14 protein-coding genes are annotated in these 19,370 nt (G+C 53.1%); 6 read left to right on the forward strand and 8 right to left on the reverse strand.

All coding sequences use genetic code 11. The annotated features are described in order from the left end of the window. Positions 1 to 180 precede the first annotated feature (180 nt). A complete protein-coding gene (locus FYJ35_RS12355) occupies positions 181 to 1,995 on the forward strand; it encodes a sensor histidine kinase (protein ID WP_154526978.1) in 1,815 nt (604 codons plus the stop codon). Next, positions 1,992 to 3,590, forward strand: coding sequence for a response regulator transcription factor (locus FYJ35_RS12360; protein WP_154526980.1), 1,599 nt, complete (start codon positions 1,992 to 1,994; stop codon positions 3,588 to 3,590). Before FYJ35_RS12355 ends, FYJ35_RS12360 begins: the two co-directional genes overlap by 4 nt. Position 3,591: 1 nt before the next feature. Here FYJ35_RS12360 and FYJ35_RS12365 read toward each other — a convergent pair whose 3' ends face one another. From FYJ35_RS12365 to FYJ35_RS12380, 4 genes are all read right to left on the reverse strand, one after another. Next, entirely contained in the window at positions 3,592 to 5,613 is a 2,022-nt protein-coding gene (locus FYJ35_RS12365; protein WP_205839832.1) for a glycosyl hydrolase family 18 protein, read from the reverse strand. 463 nt (positions 5,614 to 6,076) lie between these two features. Beyond that, positions 6,077 to 6,361, reverse strand: coding sequence for a hypothetical protein (locus FYJ35_RS12370; RefSeq protein ID WP_154526984.1), 285 nt, complete (start codon positions 6,359 to 6,361; stop codon positions 6,077 to 6,079). Between the two features lie 533 nt (positions 6,362 to 6,894). Further along, positions 6,895 to 7,746: an adaptor protein MecA gene (locus FYJ35_RS12375; protein WP_154526986.1), complete on the reverse strand. Its 852-nt coding sequence runs from the start codon at positions 7,744 to 7,746 to the stop codon at positions 6,895 to 6,897. Between the two features lie 52 nt (positions 7,747 to 7,798). Beyond that, on the reverse strand, positions 7,799 to 7,987 hold the full coding sequence (locus FYJ35_RS12380; RefSeq protein ID WP_235906568.1) for a DUF1858 domain-containing protein: 189 nt from the start codon (positions 7,985 to 7,987) through the stop codon (positions 7,799 to 7,801). 430 nt (positions 7,988 to 8,417) lie between these two features. Here FYJ35_RS12380 and FYJ35_RS12385 point away from each other — a divergent pair, with 430 nt between their 5' ends. Then, positions 8,418 to 8,588 carry a DUF362 domain-containing protein gene (locus tag FYJ35_RS12385; protein WP_154526990.1) on the forward strand — a complete coding sequence of 57 codons (171 nt, stop codon included), beginning with the start codon at positions 8,418 to 8,420 and terminating at the stop codon, positions 8,586 to 8,588. Positions 8,589 to 8,715: 127 nt separating this feature from the next. Here the strand turns inward: FYJ35_RS12385 and FYJ35_RS12390 are convergent, their stop codons facing one another. Together FYJ35_RS12390 and FYJ35_RS12395 are read right to left on the reverse strand one after the other, a co-directional pair. Further along, a complete protein-coding gene (locus FYJ35_RS12390; protein ID WP_154526992.1) occupies positions 8,716 to 11,190 on the reverse strand; it encodes a glycogen/starch/alpha-glucan phosphorylase in 2,475 nt (824 codons plus the stop codon). 10 nt (positions 11,191 to 11,200) lie between these two features. After that, the gene (locus FYJ35_RS12395) at positions 11,201 to 14,536 is read right to left on the reverse strand and encodes an isoleucine--tRNA ligase (RefSeq protein ID WP_154526994.1); all 3,336 of its coding nucleotides are present in this window, start codon (positions 14,534 to 14,536) and stop codon (positions 11,201 to 11,203) included. 193 nt (positions 14,537 to 14,729) lie between these two features. Between FYJ35_RS12395 and FYJ35_RS12400 the strand changes: the two genes are divergently transcribed. Then, positions 14,730 to 15,689, forward strand: coding sequence for a ribosomal RNA small subunit methyltransferase A (locus FYJ35_RS12400; protein ID WP_154526996.1), 960 nt, complete (start codon positions 14,730 to 14,732; stop codon positions 15,687 to 15,689). Between the two features lie 162 nt (positions 15,690 to 15,851). Beyond that, entirely contained in the window at positions 15,852 to 16,616 is a 765-nt protein-coding gene (locus FYJ35_RS12405) for a YesL family protein (RefSeq protein WP_154526998.1), read from the forward strand. Positions 16,617 to 16,680: 64 nt separating this feature from the next. On the opposite strand, the gene FYJ35_RS12410 is transcribed toward FYJ35_RS12405, so the two are convergent. Together FYJ35_RS12410 and FYJ35_RS12415 are read right to left on the reverse strand one after the other, a co-directional pair. After that, positions 16,681 to 17,337: a Crp/Fnr family transcriptional regulator gene (locus FYJ35_RS12410; protein ID WP_154527000.1), complete on the reverse strand. Its 657-nt coding sequence runs from the start codon at positions 17,335 to 17,337 to the stop codon at positions 16,681 to 16,683. 45 nt (positions 17,338 to 17,382) lie between these two features. Beyond that, a complete protein-coding gene (locus FYJ35_RS12415) occupies positions 17,383 to 18,177 on the reverse strand; it encodes a mechanosensitive ion channel family protein (protein WP_154527002.1) in 795 nt (264 codons plus the stop codon). Between the two features lie 140 nt (positions 18,178 to 18,317). On the opposite strand from FYJ35_RS12415, the gene FYJ35_RS12420 reads away from it, so the two are divergent. Beyond that, on the forward strand, positions 18,318 to 19,253 hold the full coding sequence (locus tag FYJ35_RS12420; protein ID WP_154527004.1) for an aldose 1-epimerase family protein: 936 nt from the start codon (positions 18,318 to 18,320) through the stop codon (positions 19,251 to 19,253). The last annotated feature ends 117 nt before the right edge of the window (positions 19,254 to 19,370 follow it).

The following is a 19,370-nucleotide window of genomic DNA, read 5'->3' on the forward strand; positions in this document are numbered from 1 at the left end:
AACTTTTTTCCGATGCATGTACAATACCGGATTTCCCGCCTGGCTGAAATGCAATTTGTTTATGTGTTTTTATAATCCGTTTTAGACTTTGTATAAACATCTTGAAATCATCGTGGATACAGATAAGATGAATGCAGGATCGAAACGTACTCTGAGATAAACAATGAAGGGAGCTTCACAATGAAAGATCAAATGGCCTCTTTCAGAAGGACTGTTTGCAAAAGTTTTTCTTCCTATCATTCAAAAATCCTGCTTTCACTTCTGTTCTGCGGCCTTATCCCACTCGTCGGAACATCATTTCTTCTGATCCACACGATCCGGAGCGGGAAAGAGCAGATTCTGGATGCCGTATACCAGTCCGATACTCAGCTGACCATGGAGATTGACAACCGCATAGGCCAGATCCAGTCTGTCATCGATTCTGTCCAGTACAGTATGTATGCCATCTCACAGACTCCCGCAGATATGCAGGAGAAAACAGAAGTGTCCAGCGTACGGAATACCCTGAGCCTGTACCAGTCTACCTTCAACCTGCTTCACATCTTCGCATTTCTCCCATCTGAGAATATGATCTCCAATGAGGGAATCTATTTCCTTCCCCTGGATGAACTGGACCGTTTTGGAATCAGCAGCAGTACGCCGACTTCCTCCACCTTCTGGTTCTACCAAAAGCATATTCCGCTGCCCTATGTCCTGAACATTGACAAGAAAGACTATCACTCAATCGGCGCCGGATACATTCTGAGGGATCAAGTCAGCAAGGATATCCAGTATGCCTTTCTGGTCTACATGAATCCGGATGAACTGAGCTCCATCCTGTCCGGTTCATTCTCTGATGTCCGCATCCAAAGTTTTATAATGACGCCTGCGGGTCAGATCACTGCCTCCTCGGTTTCCGCTTCCGATGGCCAGATGGCAGATTCGTCTATCATTGCCTCTCTGCAGGAGACATCCGGCTCTTCTGTCAGAGTCCGGATGAATAGCGGAACAATCACCAGAATCTCCCCGCTTTCAAACGGATGGTTTCATGTAACAACCATCCGGAGTTCCTACGTTAATGAAAACCTGAAAGCAACATTGTTCTCCATCAGTCTGATTCTGTTCCTGACGGTTGCCTCGATTCTTCTGGTTTCTGCATTCCTGTCTCAATCTCTGACCTCCCGAGTCAGCCTGCTCTCGAAGGCCATGCGGGAATATAACCCGGCGGTCGGACTCTCTAAGAAAACGCAGACAGCACTTGGCTTCCGGAAGCCTTCCGGCATGCTTGACGAAATCGATGAGCTGAGTCACACCTTTCTCCGTATGGATGATTCGATACAGTCCAGCCTGGCATCTATCATGGAGCTGTCCCTGTCCGGAGAGCGTCTCCGTTACAAGCTGCTTCTGGCACAGATTAATCCGCATTTTCTGTATAACATTCTTGGCACCATCCAGGTCTGCATTCATACCGGGAAGCCGGGCATCGCCGACCAGATGATTGCGGAGCTTTCCCAGTTTTACCGGCTCGCTCTTCGAAGGTCTACAGAAATGATCCGGATCAGAGACGAGCTTGAGATCGCCCGCCTCTACCTGGAACTTGAGAAAGCTTGTCATAATGGCCAGCTGACATGGCAATTTCACTTAGAGGATGGGATCGAGAATTACTATATCTGCAAATTTACGCTCCAGCCCTTCCTTGAAAACTGTATTCACTACGGGTACTCTGAAGCAGACAAATGTGTATCCATCACGCTCTCTGCAGTCTATCTGGACGACAAGGTTCAGATCACCATCCAGGATGCCGGATCCGGAATGTCTAAGGAAAAACTGCAGCAGCTTCGTGCAGTCATCGAATCCAGGAGTGTGGATTATTCAAAGAATTTTGGTATTGGGAGCGTCAGTTGGAGAATCTCGAGTCCCTCCTATGGAAACGGTACACTGAAGATTGATTCAGCCCCTGGCGAAGGAACAATTGTGACAATCACAATTGACCAGATAGAGGAGTATTCAGAATGAGCCGGAATGTAATCATCATAGATGACAACCAGTTTGCAATAGAGGGCATCCTGTCCCAGATTAACTGGCCAAGCCTTAACGCTGAGATAAAAGGGACCTTCAACGACGGGTATTCCGCAATCGAATATGCCCAGTCGCACGACATCGACCTTGTGATCTCCGATATCGAAATGCCCGGTATCAGCGGAATTGAACTTTGCTCCAGGCTGATCCAGATCAAGCCAGATATCAGAATGATTCTGATCAGTGCATTTGACAAATTTGACTATGCAAAAAAAGCCATCCGCATCGGAGTCGTCGATTATATTGAGAAGCCGATCTCCTATCCATATCTTAGTGAAAAGCTTGCCTCCGTCTTTCGTTCCATGGATCAGGAGGACAGGACGCGTACCATCGTAGAGCAGAGCAAGCCCTTGATTCAGGAGAAGCTGATCTCCGACCTGATCGGTTTCTCCGGCGCCGAGGCGGAGGAACGGCTGTCCAGATATTCCCGGTATCTGAGTCTTGACTTCAACTATTCCAGCTACTGTGTTCTCAAAATACGGATAGAGAATGCTGATTCCATCGAAAAAGACTTCGGCGTGCAGCGGTATCAGATGGACGTCATCTCTATCGAGGAATCCGCCCGCAAATCCGGCTCTGTTTTTGACTGGTTCTACTGCTACCACACGTATGACGCGGTGTACTGTATCATCGGACAGAATACAAACAGCACCGAACACTTTCTGACCGTCATTCACAAGTTTGCTGACATCATCACCACAAATTCAGACGCAACTGCGGAGTTGAATATCGGAATCGGGACCATCGTTCCCCGCATCTCCATGCTTCATGAATCAGCTGAGAACGCGGAAGGCGCCCTGAAGTACCGTTTTTGCTTTCCGCATGACACAATCTATGATGCATATGACACGGAGAAGCACTCTTTCTCCTTCTTCCCTGAAAACGGACGCGACACCTCGGAGCTGTTCCAGCTGATCGCGTCCAAGAATACGGCTCAGATTCGTGTCTGGCTGCGTGATTACTTCGATGCGCTGGCAAAGGAGTGCACAGTCAAGAACATCCTGTTCTCGCGCATCCACATCCTAATCGGCGACATCATCCACTTCTGCTACGAGGTCAACATCGATATCTCCGATATGGAGGAGGACATAACAAAGCTATATCGCCGCTTTGACCGGATCCACGACTATAACGAATTATTTGAGTGGATGTGCGGTTTCTGCCTGAAGGTCGGGCGCTGCCTCGATACCTCAACAGAGTCCTACCACGAGCATATCTGTTCACAGGCATCTCAGTTTATCAGCGAAAACTACAGTGACAACACTCTTTCGCTCTCTGATATCGCCCGGCATGTCGGCATAAGCAGTGCCTATCTCAGCGCACTCTATAAAAAGGTGTACGGAAAGAACATCTTTGACACCATCACAAGCCTGAGACTTGAGAAAGCATGCCAGCTGCTTCAGCAGTCCACGCTCCCGCTGAAGGAAATCAGTATCCGCTGCGGCTACAACAACCAGTATTACTTCAGCAACAGCTTCAAGAAGAAGTACGGTCAGTCACCCTCCCTGTACAGAAAAGCGGAAAACAATTAATTCAATCCGCCTCTGTCACAGCCTCAGTCTGACTCTCCGCCGAAAGAGTGCTTTCAACCTGCTGCTGTACTTTTGCAGCCTCTTCCTTGCTCAGGCTGATATTCTCCGTGATGACATTCCAGATATCGGAGCTCTCAAACCCGAGCACCCAGGCCGCTGTTCCGGCGAGATCATACTGCGGGATCAGCCGGACCTTTGCCGCAATCGAGTCGGCATCCTCGATCCAGATCTGGCAGCGGACACCGTCATTCGTCGTCCAGTCTGCGTAATGCTGGAAAGCCGAAGCATCAAATGCAGGTGTAACATTCCAGCTCTGGAGCGTCTTCCGGACGCCGGCCATGGACAGCACCTCGCTGGTGGTGGTCTGGGAGCCGCCCTCTCCGCTGGATGTATACCAGATTCTGGTGTAGAACGGGATTGCGGAAATCAGCTTTTCAGCCGGAACTCCCTGGCTGATGCTCTCCTCAATTGCGCGCTGCTCATAAGGTAGAGAAGCAACCGAGCCTGCATCTGAGCCGGAGTAGTGTTCATCATACCCCATGTTGATGAGATAGTCCGCCACTGTTGCAAGCTCCTTCCGATTCATCCACTGGTTGAAATCATAGGGCGGCTTGATGTCGACCGACAAGACAAGCTTGTTCAACCGGCATTCGATGGAGAGCTCCCGGACAAACTGTACATAGGCAAGCGCATCCGCCTCCTCCATGTATTCAAAGTCGAGGTTGATGCCGTCAAGTCCCAGCTTCAGGGCATCATCGACAAGTGCACCAATCGTATTCCTTCTTGAGGCTGTCGAAGCCAGAACGGCGGAGGTGTCCATCTCACTCGAGAAATCTGATACCAGCCCCCAGACCTGCAGTCCTTTTTTGTGGGCGGCCTTCACATACTTTTTCGATCCGATTGAGGAGATGTTACCATCATTGTCCGTCAGGGAAAACCAGGTCGGTGAGATCACGTTGACACCTGACATCTGCGCGGTCATATCGGACAAGGTATCGTTTCCATCCTTCGAGGACACCTGATGCCAGACCAATGTCACCTTTCCATCCATCGTGATAGACGGGTATTCCTGCGCCGGAATATCCGTCGTGACATTCTCTGTCATCGGTTCAGCCATCCGTCCGGACTTCACATAGCCGATGTAGCCGTCCTTCGTCAATACCTTCATCCAATGGGAAAGCTGATCCAGAACAAATACCTTGTCGCCCTTGGCAAGCGTTGTCAGGATCGGGCTTTTGATACCGCCCCTGTAGCGGACAGCCGCCTCCTTGACCGACTTCGCCGTAAGCTGTTCTCCCCATTTGTACCGGATCAGGACATGACCGCCATCCTTGTTTCCCTTCTTCCATATGTACTCCACCTGAGTATACTTCTGGAGGAAATCAGCGCTTACATAGAGGCCTGTCGTGTTTCCACCGCTGCTCTCCTGTGCGTCCTGCGTGACGCGCTCGCTCCCGGTAATCCGGTTGTCATCCGGGCGCAGAATAATCACCCGGTCATAGGTTCCCTCACTGACAGGGTCCGTCGTCCGGACGCCGTCAATAACACTGTAGGACGAGGCGTTCACCGGGATCTCAAACTCCTGAGTTGCCGTTGTAAACAGCATCCTGGTTGTTCCTTCATCCCAGTAGAACCGTCCGTTCAACGTATCGCGCACAATATTATAAGGAAGATAGAGTGCACCATCCTTCACAATCGCGCGCTCATTGACCAGCTGGTCCCCCAGAATGAGCGCTGCTTCGTCCTGCTGCATCTGCCCGAAGTAGTCTTCATCGGACATCTTCCTGTTGGTCGGCGTATTCCGCACAATCAGGATACCGGCTCCAAAGCAAAGCAGGGCAAGGAAAAGTGCGGCCAGAGTCTTCCGGCTTCCCCTGCCGCCCCTTCTTCGGTCCGTACTGCTGCCGGCCGTTATATCTGCCTTGTCCAGCCTTCGGACCTCTGGTCTTTGTCCGGCTGTGGATTCTTTATGATCCGTTTTTTTCACACCCGACTGCTTCTCATTCAATTCCGATTTATTCATGGCTGTTATCCTTACGGCTGATTTTCCTATTCCTGCAGGGCTGGCTTCACCTTCCCGTTCTCTTTCACCGCTACAGCTGACAGTTCTGCATCGCTTCCGTTCCTGATACGGGTGGCTTACCATAATCTGTACGCACAGATGTGATGTTCAGGCTTGTAGATTCAACCGTAAGTATAGCAACCTTTCAGATTCGAGTCGACATCAAACATTCTTAAGATCCCCGGCAGACTCTGCCACACAGCGGGGAAATGGCCGTCTTCCTGTTTCCGTATCTTTTTCAGAATACTCTCCCGGACCAGGCATGAATTCCTGAATCCGAAGTTACGTTCTTCCGAATCCTTTCAGGGTGTTCTGGCCTGTGTCTGCCTGCGGTTTCCTGCCATTTTTCTGGTCAGTCCTGTACCTGATTTTGTCTTTCTGTCTCCTCATATTGTGGTTCGTCTGTCTTCGGTGCAGTCCCCTGTTATCTGCACCAACCCGCATAAGTTCTCCTCCTGCAGCGGTATCTGTCCGCTCCGACGCGGTTGAGATCAATGCGGCTGATCCGGTGTCCTGCCGGATCAGGGATAAAATCCATCATGTAGCTGACTCTTTCCCGCAGGCAGCAGGAGGCAGCCTCCCATGGCTCCATGCTCTTTCCCTCAAGGCTGATTCTGCAGCCTTCCAGATAATAGTCACGGAGCATACTGCCCAGTACATCATCCTGCTTGTTCTGTCTGCTTCGTGTTTTTTGTTGCTGTACTTTCATACACTCTTCCTCCTTGCCGGCGGAGGTGCAGATAATGAAAATAAATGTGATGTATCATTCCGCTTCTGCCGGCACTTGCAGCCTGTTGCATGCTGAAAACAGTTCTCTATCCTGCAAAGCAACGGCTGGTCTTCCAGTTATGCGCGGAGGACGTGAGATATAACAGATCTGTGTCAGATAAGACGGTTGGACTGCCGGATGGCTGCCCGAATGGTGGTGCGGAGCTCCTTGACATAAGCCACATCCTTTTGCACAGTCTCATGATACAATGGCACCTTATGCTGTGCAACCACATTGATGTAACATTGAGAAATTGGCAGTATGGTTCATTTTTTTAACCTTGAAGAAGAGCTTTTGCCTCCATTTTCCTCAAAAAATCAGGGAATGCCGGAGGACAGCATTCCCTGATTTCATCAAAATCGCATATAAAGAAAGATGTTACATAATTTCTGTTGCTTCATGTTGCATAGTACAAACATGCGCATGCATATCTCGATCCATCCTCACCTGCAAAATCTCGCCGCACCGGCTTCTCAGATCGTCCGAAGCTGCTGTACAGCCTGCCTGTTCACAATGGTTTTCATGTGCTCACGGAAAAATTCATCCGTTCCGTTTGTGAAATCCATCGGGAGACCATATTCCGACAGGATATTGCAGATCTGATTAAACCGCTCCGGCTGCGTATCCTCCTTGCGGATCAGCAGATAATACTCACCGTCATCCGGATTGCGGTAGAGGGTGTTGCGCCCCTTGTAATCCGGTCCGATATTCTTTGAAGCACGGATAATGTTCTCAAGCGAATGGAACATATAGAAACGCGTAAACCCGTACAGCTCTTCTTCAGTCATCGTCCCGTTCGGGCCGCCCTGTTCTTTGCTGTCAGCGCTCTTTCCATCGCCCGATACCGGGACAGCAGGCGCTTCCTTTCTACGCACAATCGCCGTCCCGCTGATCACCGGCTGCGCGGACGGCTTCCCGTCTTTCTCCTCATCCAGTGTGCCGTCTCCATCGAACAGCTCCTTCAGACGCTTCAGAATATCATCCGCTGCCGGCATATCCTTCGCCAGGCTGCTGAAGGAGTAGTCATCCCCGGACGGATCTCCTGTAAAATGAGCGAACCGGGAGTCTATCTCCTCCGGATTTTTAACCTTCGTGATGATCAGGGTAAGGTTTCCGCCGGAGTCCGGCGTCGCCTCAATCATCAGCGGTGCATTGTCCAGGCGGAAGCCGCAGTGATTCAAGGCTTCCTTCATCATGTCGCGGAACAGGGTACGTGCCTTTCCGCTTCCATATGTCAGCTCGGAGATCCGGATATCCCTTGCCTTCAGATCCTCGGGTGTCAGCGTACAGCGTATCTGATTGTCATTGATCTTCTCTATCTTCATTCAATTCCCCTCAGTTCATTCCCCTCTGCTGTCATCCGGCCTCCTGCAGATGTTACTGTGCCTGCGCCTCGAGATATGCGTTCAGGCGCTCAAGCAGAAGATCTGGATCAATCCCATGTACCATCGCCGCCTCTTCCAGCGACTCGCCCATGGATGCCGGACAGCCGATACAATACATGCCGCCGCCCATCAGAACGCCTGCCAGATTGACATCGACATTGATGATCTCTCCGATGGTCATATCCTTGGAAACCTTGCGTACTGCCTTCTTCTCAGCCGCAGCCTCTGTCGTATTCTCTGCTGCTGTATTCTTCACTTCCTCAGCCATGTTGTGACCTCCTTTTTTGTATACACGGATCGTAACACATCCGTTCTTTCAGCGAACTGAATCCCGTATCCACGATTATAGTATGCAGACTGCAAATACACAAGATATATTTTGCACAATCTAATTACATATGATAACCGATATTCTGTCATTCTCCTGCCCTGTCCGCTTCGCAGCTCTCCATACCGATTCCATAACCGATCCTTTCAGTGCCTCTGCTGCCTGCTCCTGTTTGTTCGTCTGTCTACCCGAAGTTATGCTTGTCTAAACCTTTTGCATGGTATTAGAATACAGAAAAGACTCAGGTAATGAGTCATGACTAAGTATACAAGGAGGTGTCACGATGGCTTATACAATCAGCGATGATTGCGTATCTTGCGGAACCTGTGCACCGGAGTGCCCGGTCAACGCAATCTCCGAGGGAGACGGCAAGTATGTAATCGATGCAGACGCATGTGTTGAGTGCGGAACCTGCGCAGAGGTTTGCCCGGTTGGTGCTCCGACTGCTCCATGATCGGCAGCGTTCTTACAGCATAACATCGGACATAAAGGGAAGTGCCGGCAGCTGTCAGCACTTCCCTTTTTTTTAACGGCCAGACTCCTTCGCACCGGAGTCTGGCCGTTCTGTTTCTTACAAGCTCTTACTCAAACGATTCCGGATCGACCGTGATCTTGATCGGCTCCAGCTTCCAGATGTCCCTGACATATTCCTGAATGGTTCTGTCTGAGGAGAACTTTCCGCTCGACGCCATATTCAGAATCGCGCTCTTCGCCCAGTCTCCCTGACTCTGATAATACTCGATGGCCTTCTTTCTCGCCGCATCATAGGACTTGAAGTCCGCCAGAATGAAGTACTGGTCCGCAGGTCCCTCCTTTGTGGTCAGCAGAGAGTCATACAGCTCGCGGAAGAGCTCCATATCCCCGCCCGAATACTTGCCGTTGATCAGCTCCATGAGCGTTGTACGGATATCCGGATCATTGTTGAAGTAGTAGGTCGGATCATAGTCATGGTTGTTCTCATGATCAATGACCTCCTGGGAGGACAGGCCGAAGATGAATGCATTCTCCTCTCCGACCTCCTGCACAATCTCAACGTTCGCGCCGTCCATCGTGCCGAGTGTCAGCGCGCCGTTCAGCATCAGCTTCATGTTCGAGGTTCCGGACGCTTCCTTGGAAGCAGTCGAAATCTGCTCGGAGATATCCGCTGCCGCGAAGATCAGCTCCGCGTTTGAGACACGGTAGTCCTCGATGAAGACCACCTTGATCTTGCCGTTGATCGACTGATCATTGTTGATCACATCCGCGACGGAATTGATCAGCTTGATCGTCAGCTTCGCCCGCCTGTAGCCGGCAGCCGCCTTCGCCCCGAAAATGAAGGTGACCGGATAGAACGGTCTCTCCGGATGCTCCTTCAGCTCGCGGTACAGGTACATGACATCCAGGATATTCATCAGCTGTCTCTTGTACTCATGGAGCCGCTTGACCTGCACATCGAAAACAGATCTCGGATCGACATCAATGCCGTTGTGCTCCTTGATGTACTTCGCCAGACGAACCTTGTTCTGGTACTTGATGTTCATGAACTCCTGCCGCGCCTTCTGGTCGTCAGCGTAGAGCTTCATCTTCGCAATCTGCGGAAGATCCGTGATCCACTCGTCCCCGATATGATCTGTCACCCAGTCCGCGAGAAGCTGGTTGCCGTGCAGAAGGAACCGGCGCTGCGTGATACCGTTCGTCTTGTTGTTGAACTTCTCCGGCATCATTTCGTAGAAATCCTTCAGCGTCTGCTTCTTCAGGATCTCCGTGTGCAGCTTAGCAACGCCGTTGACAGAGTAGCCCGCGACAATTGCCAGGTTCGCCATCCTTACCTGTCCGTCATAGATAACAGCCATCTTTGCGATCTTGTCCTGGTTGCCCGGGTACCGCTGCTGCACCTGCGCGATGAAGCGGCGGTTGATCTCCTCGACGATCTGATAGATACGCGGAAGAAGTCTCGAGAACAGCTCGATTGGCCACTTCTCAAGCGCCTCCGCCATGATGGTGTGGTTTGTGTAGGCGACTGTCTTCGTGGTGATCTCCCACGCCTCATCCCAGCCCAGGCCTTCCTCGTCAAGCAGAATGCGCATCAGCTCGGCGACAGCGACCGTCGGATGCGTATCGTTCATCTGGAAGGTTGCCTTCTCATAGAACTTGTGAATGTCGTTGTGCTTTCTCTTGTACTTTGCAACCGCCTCCTGAACAGACGCGGAGATGAAAAAGTACTGCTGCTTGAGCCGCAGCTCCTTGCCGGCATAGTGGTTGTCGTTCGGGTAAAGAACCTCGACGATGTTGCGCGCCAGGTTCTCCTGCTCGACCGCCTTCTGGTAGTCACCCTTGTCAAATGAATCCAGCTGGAAATCATTGATGGCCTCTGCGTCCCAGACACGGAGCGTGTTGACCATATTGTTATTGTAGCCGACGACCGGGATGTCGTAAGGGACTGCCCGGACAGACTGATAATTTTCCTGGATAAACCGGTTGCTGTGGGTCTGCTCGTCGTACTCGACCCGGACATAGCCGCCGAATCGCACGATCTTCGCGTACTCCGGACGCTTGAGCTCGAATGGATTTCCATTTCTCAGCCAGTCATCCGGGACCTCGACCTGGTAGCCGTTCTCGATCTTCTGACGGAACATGCCATAGCGGTAACGGATGCCGCAGCCGTACGCCGGATAACCGAGCGTCGCGAGCGAATCAAGGAAGCAGGCGGCGAGACGGCCGAGGCCGCCGTTGCCGAGGGCCGCGTCCGGTTCCTGGTCCTCGATCACGTTCAGATCGAAGCCCATCTCCGAGAGCGCCTCCTTCACCTCCTTGTAGGCGGTGAGGTTGATCAGGTTGTTGCCGAGCGCTCTGCCCATCAGGAATTCCATCGACATGTAGTAGAGAATCTTCGGATCCTCCTCGTCCATGACCTGCTGCGTCGCCATCCAGTTGTCTATGATGACATCCTTGACCGCGTAGGCCACCGCCTGGAAAAGCTGCTGCTGCGTCGCTTCCTTCAGAGTTTTGCGGAACAGGTTCCGGACATTGTCCCTGACCGTTTCCTTGAACCGTTCTTTATCAAAATGTTTATCCATGCTGCCTCCCTCAGACTTTCCTGACCCCCAGTGTTACCGCTTCTCCGTTGACGCTCCACTCCTTTGTGTATCCGTCCAGACTTCCGTAGGTGATGCTCTCCGCGAGCACCTCTCTCTTCAGGCCGGACTCATACTTCCTCATGATACCCTCCAGCTTTTCATTGCCTGCCTCAAAGACATCGATATGATCCTGAACCTCGAAGCCGGCTTCCTTTCTCATGGTCTGGATCTTGGAGACCAGCTCGCGGACAAAGCCCTCCTCCACCAGCTCCGGTGTAAGATTGGTGTCCAGCACGACGGTCAGATCTCCCTGCTGCTGGCTGACATAGCCCTCGACCTGAGCGGTCTCGATCAGCAGATCCTCCTCCGCAAGGGAGACCGGGCTTCCATTCGCCTCGAAGCTGAGGGAGCCGTTCTTCTTCAGCTCGTCCATCGCGGCGCTGCCGTCCACCTCGGAGAGATACTTCCGGATACCGCCCAGAAGCTTTCCGTACTTCGGCCCGACCGTGCGTAGCTGCGGCTTGAAGCTGTAGCTCGTGAAGGCTCTCACATCCTCCGTGAATGTGATTTCCTTCACATTCAGCTCGTCTGTGATGATGTCCGCATAGTACTTCGGAAGCGCCTGCGGTGCGCGGACAAACATCCGCGCCAGAGGCTGGCGGTTCTTGATGTTCGCGTCATTTCTGGCTGCACGGCCCATCACAACAATGTTCAGCGCCTCGCCCATCTTCGTCTCAAGGTCCTCGTCGATCCGGCTCTCGTCCGCCTTCGGGAAATAGCACAGATGGATCGACTCCGGTGCATCCTTCTCCACACGGCGCACGATGTTCTGGTAAATCTCCTCCGTCATGAACGGGATCATCGGCGCTGCGCACAGGCAGAGGTTCTTCAGCGCATTGTACAGCGTCATGTAGGCCGCGATCTTGTCCGGCTCCATGCCGTGCGCCCAGAAGCGGTCTCTGCAGCGGCGGACATACCAGTTGGACATGTCATCCACAAAGCCCTCCAGCGCCCGTGCGGCTTCCGGAATCTTGTAGCTGCCAAGATCCGTGTCCACGTCGCGGATCATCGTGTTCATCCGGGATATGAGCCAGCGGTCCATGACCGGCAGGCCTTCCTTCTCCATCTTCGCATACGCTTCCGTATAGTCCGACGGGTTGAAGTCATCGATATTCGCATACAGCACGTAGAACGCATAGGTATTCCACAGCGTCCCGAGGAACTTCCGCTGTCCCTCCTGGACAGCCTTGTCGTGGAAGCGGTTCGGCAGCCACGGCGCAGAGTTGCTGTAGAAATACCAGCGGATGGCGTCGGCGCCGTGCTTTTTCAGCGCCTCAAACGGATCCACGGCATTGCCCTTGGATTTGGACATCTTCTGGCCGTCCTTGTCCAGAACCAGGCCGAGGACGATGACGTTCCGGTACGGCGACTGTCCGAACAGGATCGTGGACTCCGCCATCAGGGAATAGAACCAGCCTCTTGTCTGGTCAACTGCCTCGGATATGAACGCTGCCGGGAACTGCTTATGGAAGGTATCCTGATTCTCAAACGGATAGTGATGCTGCGCAAATGGCATCGCGCCGGAGTCAAACCAGCAGTCGATGACCTCCGGTACCCGTTTCATGTGTTTTTTGCCGCACTTCGGGCAGGTACAGACGAAATCGTCGATATACGGTCTGTGAAGCTCCACCGTCAGCGCATCCTCGCGGCCGGACAGCTCTCTGAGTTCCTCTCTGGAGCCGATTGTAACCTTCTCGCCGCAGTCCGGGCACTCCCAGACCGGAAGCGGTGTCCCCCAGTAGCGGTTTCTGGAGATGCCCCAGTCCTGGACATTCTCCAGCCAGTCACCAAAACGGCCCTTTCCGATTGTCGGCGGGATCCAGTTGACGGTGTTGTTGTTGTCGATCAGCTGCTGCTTGACCGCCGTCATCCGGATGAACCAGGACTGGCGCGCATAGTAGATCAGCGGCGTATCGCATCTCCAGCAGTGCGGATACTGGTGCTCGAACTTCGGCGCATCGTACAGCTTTCCCTCCTTGTCGAGGTCGCGCAGAACCAGCGGATCCGCCTTCTTGACGAAGATGCCTGCATACGGCGTCTCCTCCGTCAGCTCACCCTTTCCGTCGACAAACTGCACGAACGGAAGATCATAGGTCTTCCCGATTCTGCCGTCGTCCTCACCAAATGCCGGTGCAATATGAACGATACCGGTACCATCTGTCATCGTGACATAATTGTCGCAGGTGACATAGAACCCCTTCTTGAACTGCTTTGCCGCCGTCTCACCTGCGCAGGCGTAGAGCGGCTCATACTCGCGGCGCTTCAGGTCGGTTCCCCTGTAGGTTTCCAGAACCTCGTAGGCAGTGCCCTCCGGGACCCCATTTCTGTCATAGGCGGACTCATCGAAATCGACCGTCACCGCTGCGATCTCTTCATCGGACGCACCGGCCTTTCTGAGCTCCTCCTTCTTTGCCTCCGCGAGCGCTCTCGCCTCATGGTACGCGCGGGAGACCTGGGCGGCGGTCGCCTGGTCAGCCAGCTTGCCGAGCACCTTGTCGGCCAGTGCCTGGGCGATGATATAGTTGTAGCCATCCGCAGCCTTGACCTTGACATAGGTCTCGTCCGGGTTTACGCAAAGTGCCACATTGGACGGAAGTGTCCACGGGGTGGTTGTCCATGCGAGATAGTAGAGGTCATCCTCGTCCTTTGCCTTGAAACGGACGATAGCAGAGCGCTCCTTGACAAGCTTGTAGCCCTGGGCCACTTCCTGCGCAGACAGCGGGGTGCCGCACCTCGGACAGTACGGGACAACCTTGAAGCCCTTGTACAGAAGCCCCTTCTTCGAGATCTCCTTCAGCGCCCACCACTCGGACTCGATGTAGTCGTCATAGTAGGTGACGTACGGATTCTTCATATCCGCCCAGAACCCGACGGTATCGGAGAAATCCTCCCACATTCCCTTATATTTCCAGACACTTTCCTTGCACTTTTTGATGAACGGCTCCATGCCGTACTGCTCGATCTGCTCCTTGCCATTGAGACCAAGCTCCTTCTCGACGCCCAGCTCGACCGGAAGGCCGTGGGTGTCCCAGCCAGCCTTTCTCGGCACATATTCGCCCTTCATCACGTGATAGCGCGGAATCATATCCTTGATGACGCGCGTCAGGACATGACCGATGTGCGGCTTTCCGTTCGCCGTCGGCGGTCCGTCATAAAATGTGTAGTATGGCGCGCCCTCGCGGGTCTTCAGGCTCTTTCCGAAGATGTCATTCTTCTTCCAGAACTCGTTCACCTCATGTTCGCGGTCCACAAAGTTCAGGTCTGTGTTTACCTTGTCATATCGCATAGAATTTTTCCTCCCGGAGCGCCTTTCTCGTCGGCAGCCCCTCTGTGCGCAGATTCCCCTGTATGCCTGAATAAATCCGGCGGATCCGGCTCCGGCATCGTGCACATCCACTGCGCTGCGGACATACAGAGTGATTATATACATACTGTGAAAACACTGTCAAATAAGGGCCTTCCTGTGGTATCATGACAGCATGGAAAAACAATCAGCTTACAGAAAAACTTCAGAAATCGTGCGCAGGTACGATTTTAATTTCAGAAAACGCTTCGGGCAGAACTTTCTGACCGACGAGGGTGTGCTTCAGCAGATCGTCTCCTCCTCTCACATCACAGAGAACGACCTGGTGATCGAGATCGGCCCCGGCATCGGAACGCTGACCCGGTATCTCTGCGAAGCCGCTTGTCAGGTCGCCGCGATTGAAATCGACCGCGATCTGGTAAAGATCCTGCATGAGACCCTTTCCGACTGCAAAAATCTCCGGATTGTCGAGGGCGATGTGCTCAAGGTCAACCTCTGCGGGCTCGCAGCTGAATACGGAGTGAGCGATACGTCCGGATCCACGGCTTCATCTGGCGGTCTCTCTACTGAAGCTGCGGCAGTCTTCCCGAAATCCGGGCAGGCTTTCCGCTGCAGGCACCTGAAAGTCGTCGCGAACCTTCCTTATTACATAACAACGCCGATTCTGATGGGACTCTTTGAACAGCATGTCCCGGCAGAACGGGTCACCGTCATGGTACAGAAGGAAGTCGCGGACCGGATGACCGCCCGGTGCGGAAGCCGGGATTACGGCTCTCTGTCCCTGGCCGTGCAGTATTATGCACGTCCGGAGATCGTGACACTCGTGCCGGCATCGAGCTTCATGCCAAGTCCGAAGGTGGACAGCGCTGTCGTGACGATGCAGCTTTACAAGGACAAGCCGGTTCAGGCAAAGGATGAGCAGCTCCTGAAGGCAATCATCCGGGCAGCCTTCGGCCAGCGGCGCAAAACCCTGTCCAATGCACTTGGCAACGCACCTCAGATTCCTGTCACACGGGATCAGACCGCCAAAACGCTGACCGCGCTTGGCCTTCCCGCCTCTGCGCGTGGAGAAACTCTGTCGCTTCAGCAGTTTGCACAGCTAACAGATGCTCTTGCAGATCTCATCCGTGCATAGCCATGCAGAACTGGTTTCTGTCTGATGTGCGGTGCACCAGCTGTCCAGTCTGAGGCGTGAGGCGTCCCGGCTGCAAGCCGCACCTTTCCCTGCTGACCTGCAGCATCTGACAACCATCGTCATATCACGTGAATTATTCAGAACAAAGGAGAAACTGAACTCATGATGGATCGGATTTTTAACCTGGACAACCCGGTGATGCGCTTCCTCGGAAGAGCATTTGACATGATGATGCTGAACATTCTGTTCATTGTCTGCAGCCTGCCGATCTTCACGATCGGGGCTTCCCTGTCGGCGCTTCACTACTCCTGCCTGAAGATGAAAGACGAGAACGAGGGCTACGTATTCCGCAACTTCTTCCGTTCCTTCAAGATGAACTTCAAGCAGGGCACCGGTATGTGGCTGATCATGCTGGCGCTCGGCCTTCTTCTCTTCATGGAAAACCGCATGGCGGCCCAGATCACGGACGCTTCCGTAAGGCCGATCCGGATCATGATCTACGTTGCCGCATCCCTCTGGTACATGGCGCTCTGCTGGATGTTCGCCCTGCAGTCCAGGTTTGTCAACAAAGTCGGCCAGACCATTAAAAACGCCGTGCTCCTTACATTTGCAAAGGCTCCCAGATCCATCGGCATGCTCGGGATCCTCGCTCTGGAGCTGATTTTTGTCGCGCGCTCCTCCGGGCTGGTACAGTCATACGCAATCCTGTATCTGCTGATGTTCGGCTTCTCTGTCCAGGTGCTGATCAACACCCAGCTCCAGTATCCCGTCATCAGGGAACTTATGCCGAATGATGAGGATGACAAGCCAGCCGCCGACAACCAGTTCACCGTGGATGAGGAAGCGGACGTCTCTGCGCTCGGATATACACCACTCCCGAAGGACGAAAAAAAGCCCGGTGCGGACAATCCCGGCACCGGGAAATAAAACAATCTCTATAGCAGTCCGCCAGCCAATTGTCAAAGAGGTCCGGCCGGCAGGAAACCGTGTTTTACCCGGCGATTTTCTCCAGGCGCTGCCGATCCAGCAGCCTGACTGCTCCGCGCGACAGCCGCACAATCTCCTCACTCTGGAAGTAGCGCAGCATCCGCGTAATGACCTCCCGATGCGTGCCAAGGTGATTGGCGATCATTTCGTGAGTCATCTGAATCGTGTCGGAGCCCTCGAGCGCGGATTCTTCCAGCAGAAAGGCTGCAACCCGCTTGTCCAGACTTTTCCACATGATCTGCTCGACAAGCCACATGACATCGGACAGACGGCTTGCCATCAGTTCATTCGTAAAGTTTGCGACCGGAGCGGACTCCTCCATCAGGCTTTTGTAGGTCATCGGCGGTATGATCCAGAGGCTTGTATCGATCTCCGCCTCGATGATGATGTCGAACTGAAGGGACCGGATGATGCAGGACGCCGAGAAAAGGCAGATATCCATATCCAGCAGACGAAAAACCGTGATTTCCTTCCCTTCATCCGAAGAGATGTACGCGCGGAGTCTTCCCTCATCCACAAGGATCAGCCCCGTGCAGTCCCTGCTTCCATGAGAGATGATGGTTCCTTTTTTCACTGTCCTTTTTTTCATCGACTGCCGGAAACGTTCCTGCTGGACAGCTGTCAGTTGTCCCCAGAAGGGAAAAAACTGTTCAAATTCCATTCCCTGCTCCTCATCTTTCCAAATCTGACGCATTCTATAACACATTCATGCCTGCGTAACACGGATTGCCGGCGCGCTGATGCCCGCTTCATTCATTGCGGTGACGACCCGCTCCAGAAGATCATAATAAACATCCCAGTAATCAGCCGTTCTGCACCAGACACGCACGGAAAACTGCAGTGCCTGATCGGTTCCGCCGGTGAGTCTTGCGAACGGGGCCGGATCCTTCAGCACCTTTTCCTGTGCGGACAGACAGCTGATCATCAGCGTCTCGACCTTCTGAACAGACTCGCCCTTCCCGCAGGAGAACGCCAGATCAACACGGCGCATTCCCTCGCTGGAGTAATTGGTGATATTCGCGTTCATCAGCGTACCGTTCGGAATCATCACACGCTTGTTATCGCTGGTGAGCAGTGTTGTATAGAAAAGCGCGATTCCCTTCACGGTCCCTTCCTCACCGCCGGCTGAGACATAATCACCAACACTGAACGGCCGGAAAAACATCAGCATGATCCCGCCGGCCAGATTGCTCAGCGCCCCCTGCAGCGACATGCCGACTGCGACACCGGCAGCCGCAAGAACCGTGACAACCGATGCCATCGGGACACCCAGGATGTTGATGACCGTCAGGATCAGAAGGATGTTCAGCAGGATGTTGATAAAATTCCCGACAAATGAAGCGACGGTTGGCTCCATTTTCCGAAGAAGATCTCTTTTCTGCAAAAACGCAACAAGTTTCCGGATCAGAAACCGTCCTGCAGCCCAGACAACAATTGCAAGAAGAATCCGTGTGCCTGCCGTTGTGCAGACCTCTATTATTTTATTCAACAGCTGCTGCATAATGATTTCCTACCCCCTGTTCCTGGTTTATAATCAATCCTATCACAACAATGCGCAAGGCGCTCGCAGTTTTGAAACGGTTATCAATAGTATCATGAATCGCAGCTTTCAGGGAAACAAAAACAAATCAGGAGGAAAACATGAACTACACAATTGAGAGCAGGGAAGGATTAAAGGTGACAGTGTCTGATCTCGGAGCCGAGATGACCGGAATTCATCTTGGTGAGACCGAATATCTCTGGCAAGCAGATCCCGCATACTGGAATGAACACGCACCGGTTCTGTTTCCCTATGTCGGGCGGCTGACGGGTGGAAAATACAGAATCGGAGACCGTGAATATCAGATGAAGATACACGGATTCGCCTCCCTCTCAACATTTGAGGCTGAGAAGCGGTCTGAAAACTGCATCGCCTTCACACTGAAAGACAGCCCGGAGACGATGCAGATGTATCCGTTCCGGTTCCTGTTCAGGGTAATCTATACAGCTGAGGGCCATACCCTGAAGATCCGGTACGAGGTTGAGAACCCGGGACAGACTCCTGCAGAGGACACACCAGGCAGATCGGCCAACTCTCAGTCCTCCGGAGCGGCGGACGGGATGCTGTATTTCGGAATCGGCGGACACCCGGGACTGAATGTGCCGCTTGAGGATGGTCTTTCGTTCGACGATTATTACCTGGAATTCGGCGACCGCTGCGATTCAGAGCGAATTCAGTTTACACCTGCCTGTTTTCTCGCAGGCAGGGAGGAGCCCTTTGCACTGGAGGATGGACGGATCCTGCGGCTCCGGCACAACCTGTTTGACGAGGATGCAATTGTTCTCCAGAATATGGCTGATTCTGTATCGATCCGCTCCGATAAGGGTAGAAAAAGCGTGACCGTCCGGTACCCGGGGCTTCCCTATCTTGGAATCTGGCACATGCCGAAGACCGATGCGCCGTATGTGGCCATCGAGCCATGGGGCAGCCTCCCGTCCAGGCAGGATATTGTAGAAGATCTCCGCTTCAAGCCGGACCTGCTCCGGCTCGGGAGCGGTGACAGGTGGCACACCGAATGGAGCATCACCGTATCCTGAGCGCCGTGCCAGATTCAGGCCCCTTTCTTGTTTAAATGTGTTATACTGTTCTTGTTCAATCATTTCCGCTTCAGCATGCCACAAGGCAAGGATGATCCTGTGGCTGCCGATGGACAG

The organism is Porcincola intestinalis, from assembly GCF_009696445.1.
Taxonomy (GTDB): domain Bacteria; phylum Bacillota; class Clostridia; order Lachnospirales; family Lachnospiraceae; genus Porcincola; species Porcincola intestinalis.

Coding starts and splice junctions, on each gene's coding strand:
- FYJ35_RS12355 (WP_154526978.1), top strand. CDS start 181: ATGAAAGATCAAATGGCCTCTTTCAGAAGGACTGTTTGCAAAAGTTTT.
- FYJ35_RS12360 (WP_154526980.1), top strand. CDS start 1,992: ATGAGCCGGAATGTAATCATCATAGATGACAACCAGTTTGCAATAGAG.
- FYJ35_RS12365 (WP_205839832.1), bottom strand. CDS start 5,613: ATGAATAAATCGGAATTGAATGAGAAGCAGTCGGGTGTGAAAAAAACG.
- FYJ35_RS12370 (WP_154526984.1), bottom strand. CDS start 6,361: ATGAAAGTACAGCAACAAAAAACACGAAGCAGACAGAACAAGCAGGAT.
- FYJ35_RS12375 (WP_154526986.1), bottom strand. CDS start 7,746: ATGAAGATAGAGAAGATCAATGACAATCAGATACGCTGTACGCTGACA.
- FYJ35_RS12380 (WP_235906568.1), bottom strand. CDS start 7,987: ATGACCATCGGAGAGATCATCAATGTCGATGTCAATCTGGCAGGCGTT.
- FYJ35_RS12385 (WP_154526990.1), top strand. CDS start 8,418: ATGGCTTATACAATCAGCGATGATTGCGTATCTTGCGGAACCTGTGCA.
- FYJ35_RS12390 (WP_154526992.1), bottom strand. CDS start 11,190: ATGGATAAACATTTTGATAAAGAACGGTTCAAGGAAACGGTCAGGGAC.
- FYJ35_RS12395 (WP_154526994.1), bottom strand. CDS start 14,536: ATGCGATATGACAAGGTAAACACAGACCTGAACTTTGTGGACCGCGAA.
- FYJ35_RS12400 (WP_154526996.1), top strand. CDS start 14,730: ATGGAAAAACAATCAGCTTACAGAAAAACTTCAGAAATCGTGCGCAGG.
- FYJ35_RS12405 (WP_154526998.1), top strand. CDS start 15,852: ATGATGGATCGGATTTTTAACCTGGACAACCCGGTGATGCGCTTCCTC.
- FYJ35_RS12410 (WP_154527000.1), bottom strand. CDS start 17,337: ATGGAATTTGAACAGTTTTTTCCCTTCTGGGGACAACTGACAGCTGTC.
- FYJ35_RS12415 (WP_154527002.1), bottom strand. CDS start 18,177: ATGCAGCAGCTGTTGAATAAAATAATAGAGGTCTGCACAACGGCAGGC.
- FYJ35_RS12420 (WP_154527004.1), top strand. CDS start 18,318: ATGAACTACACAATTGAGAGCAGGGAAGGATTAAAGGTGACAGTGTCT.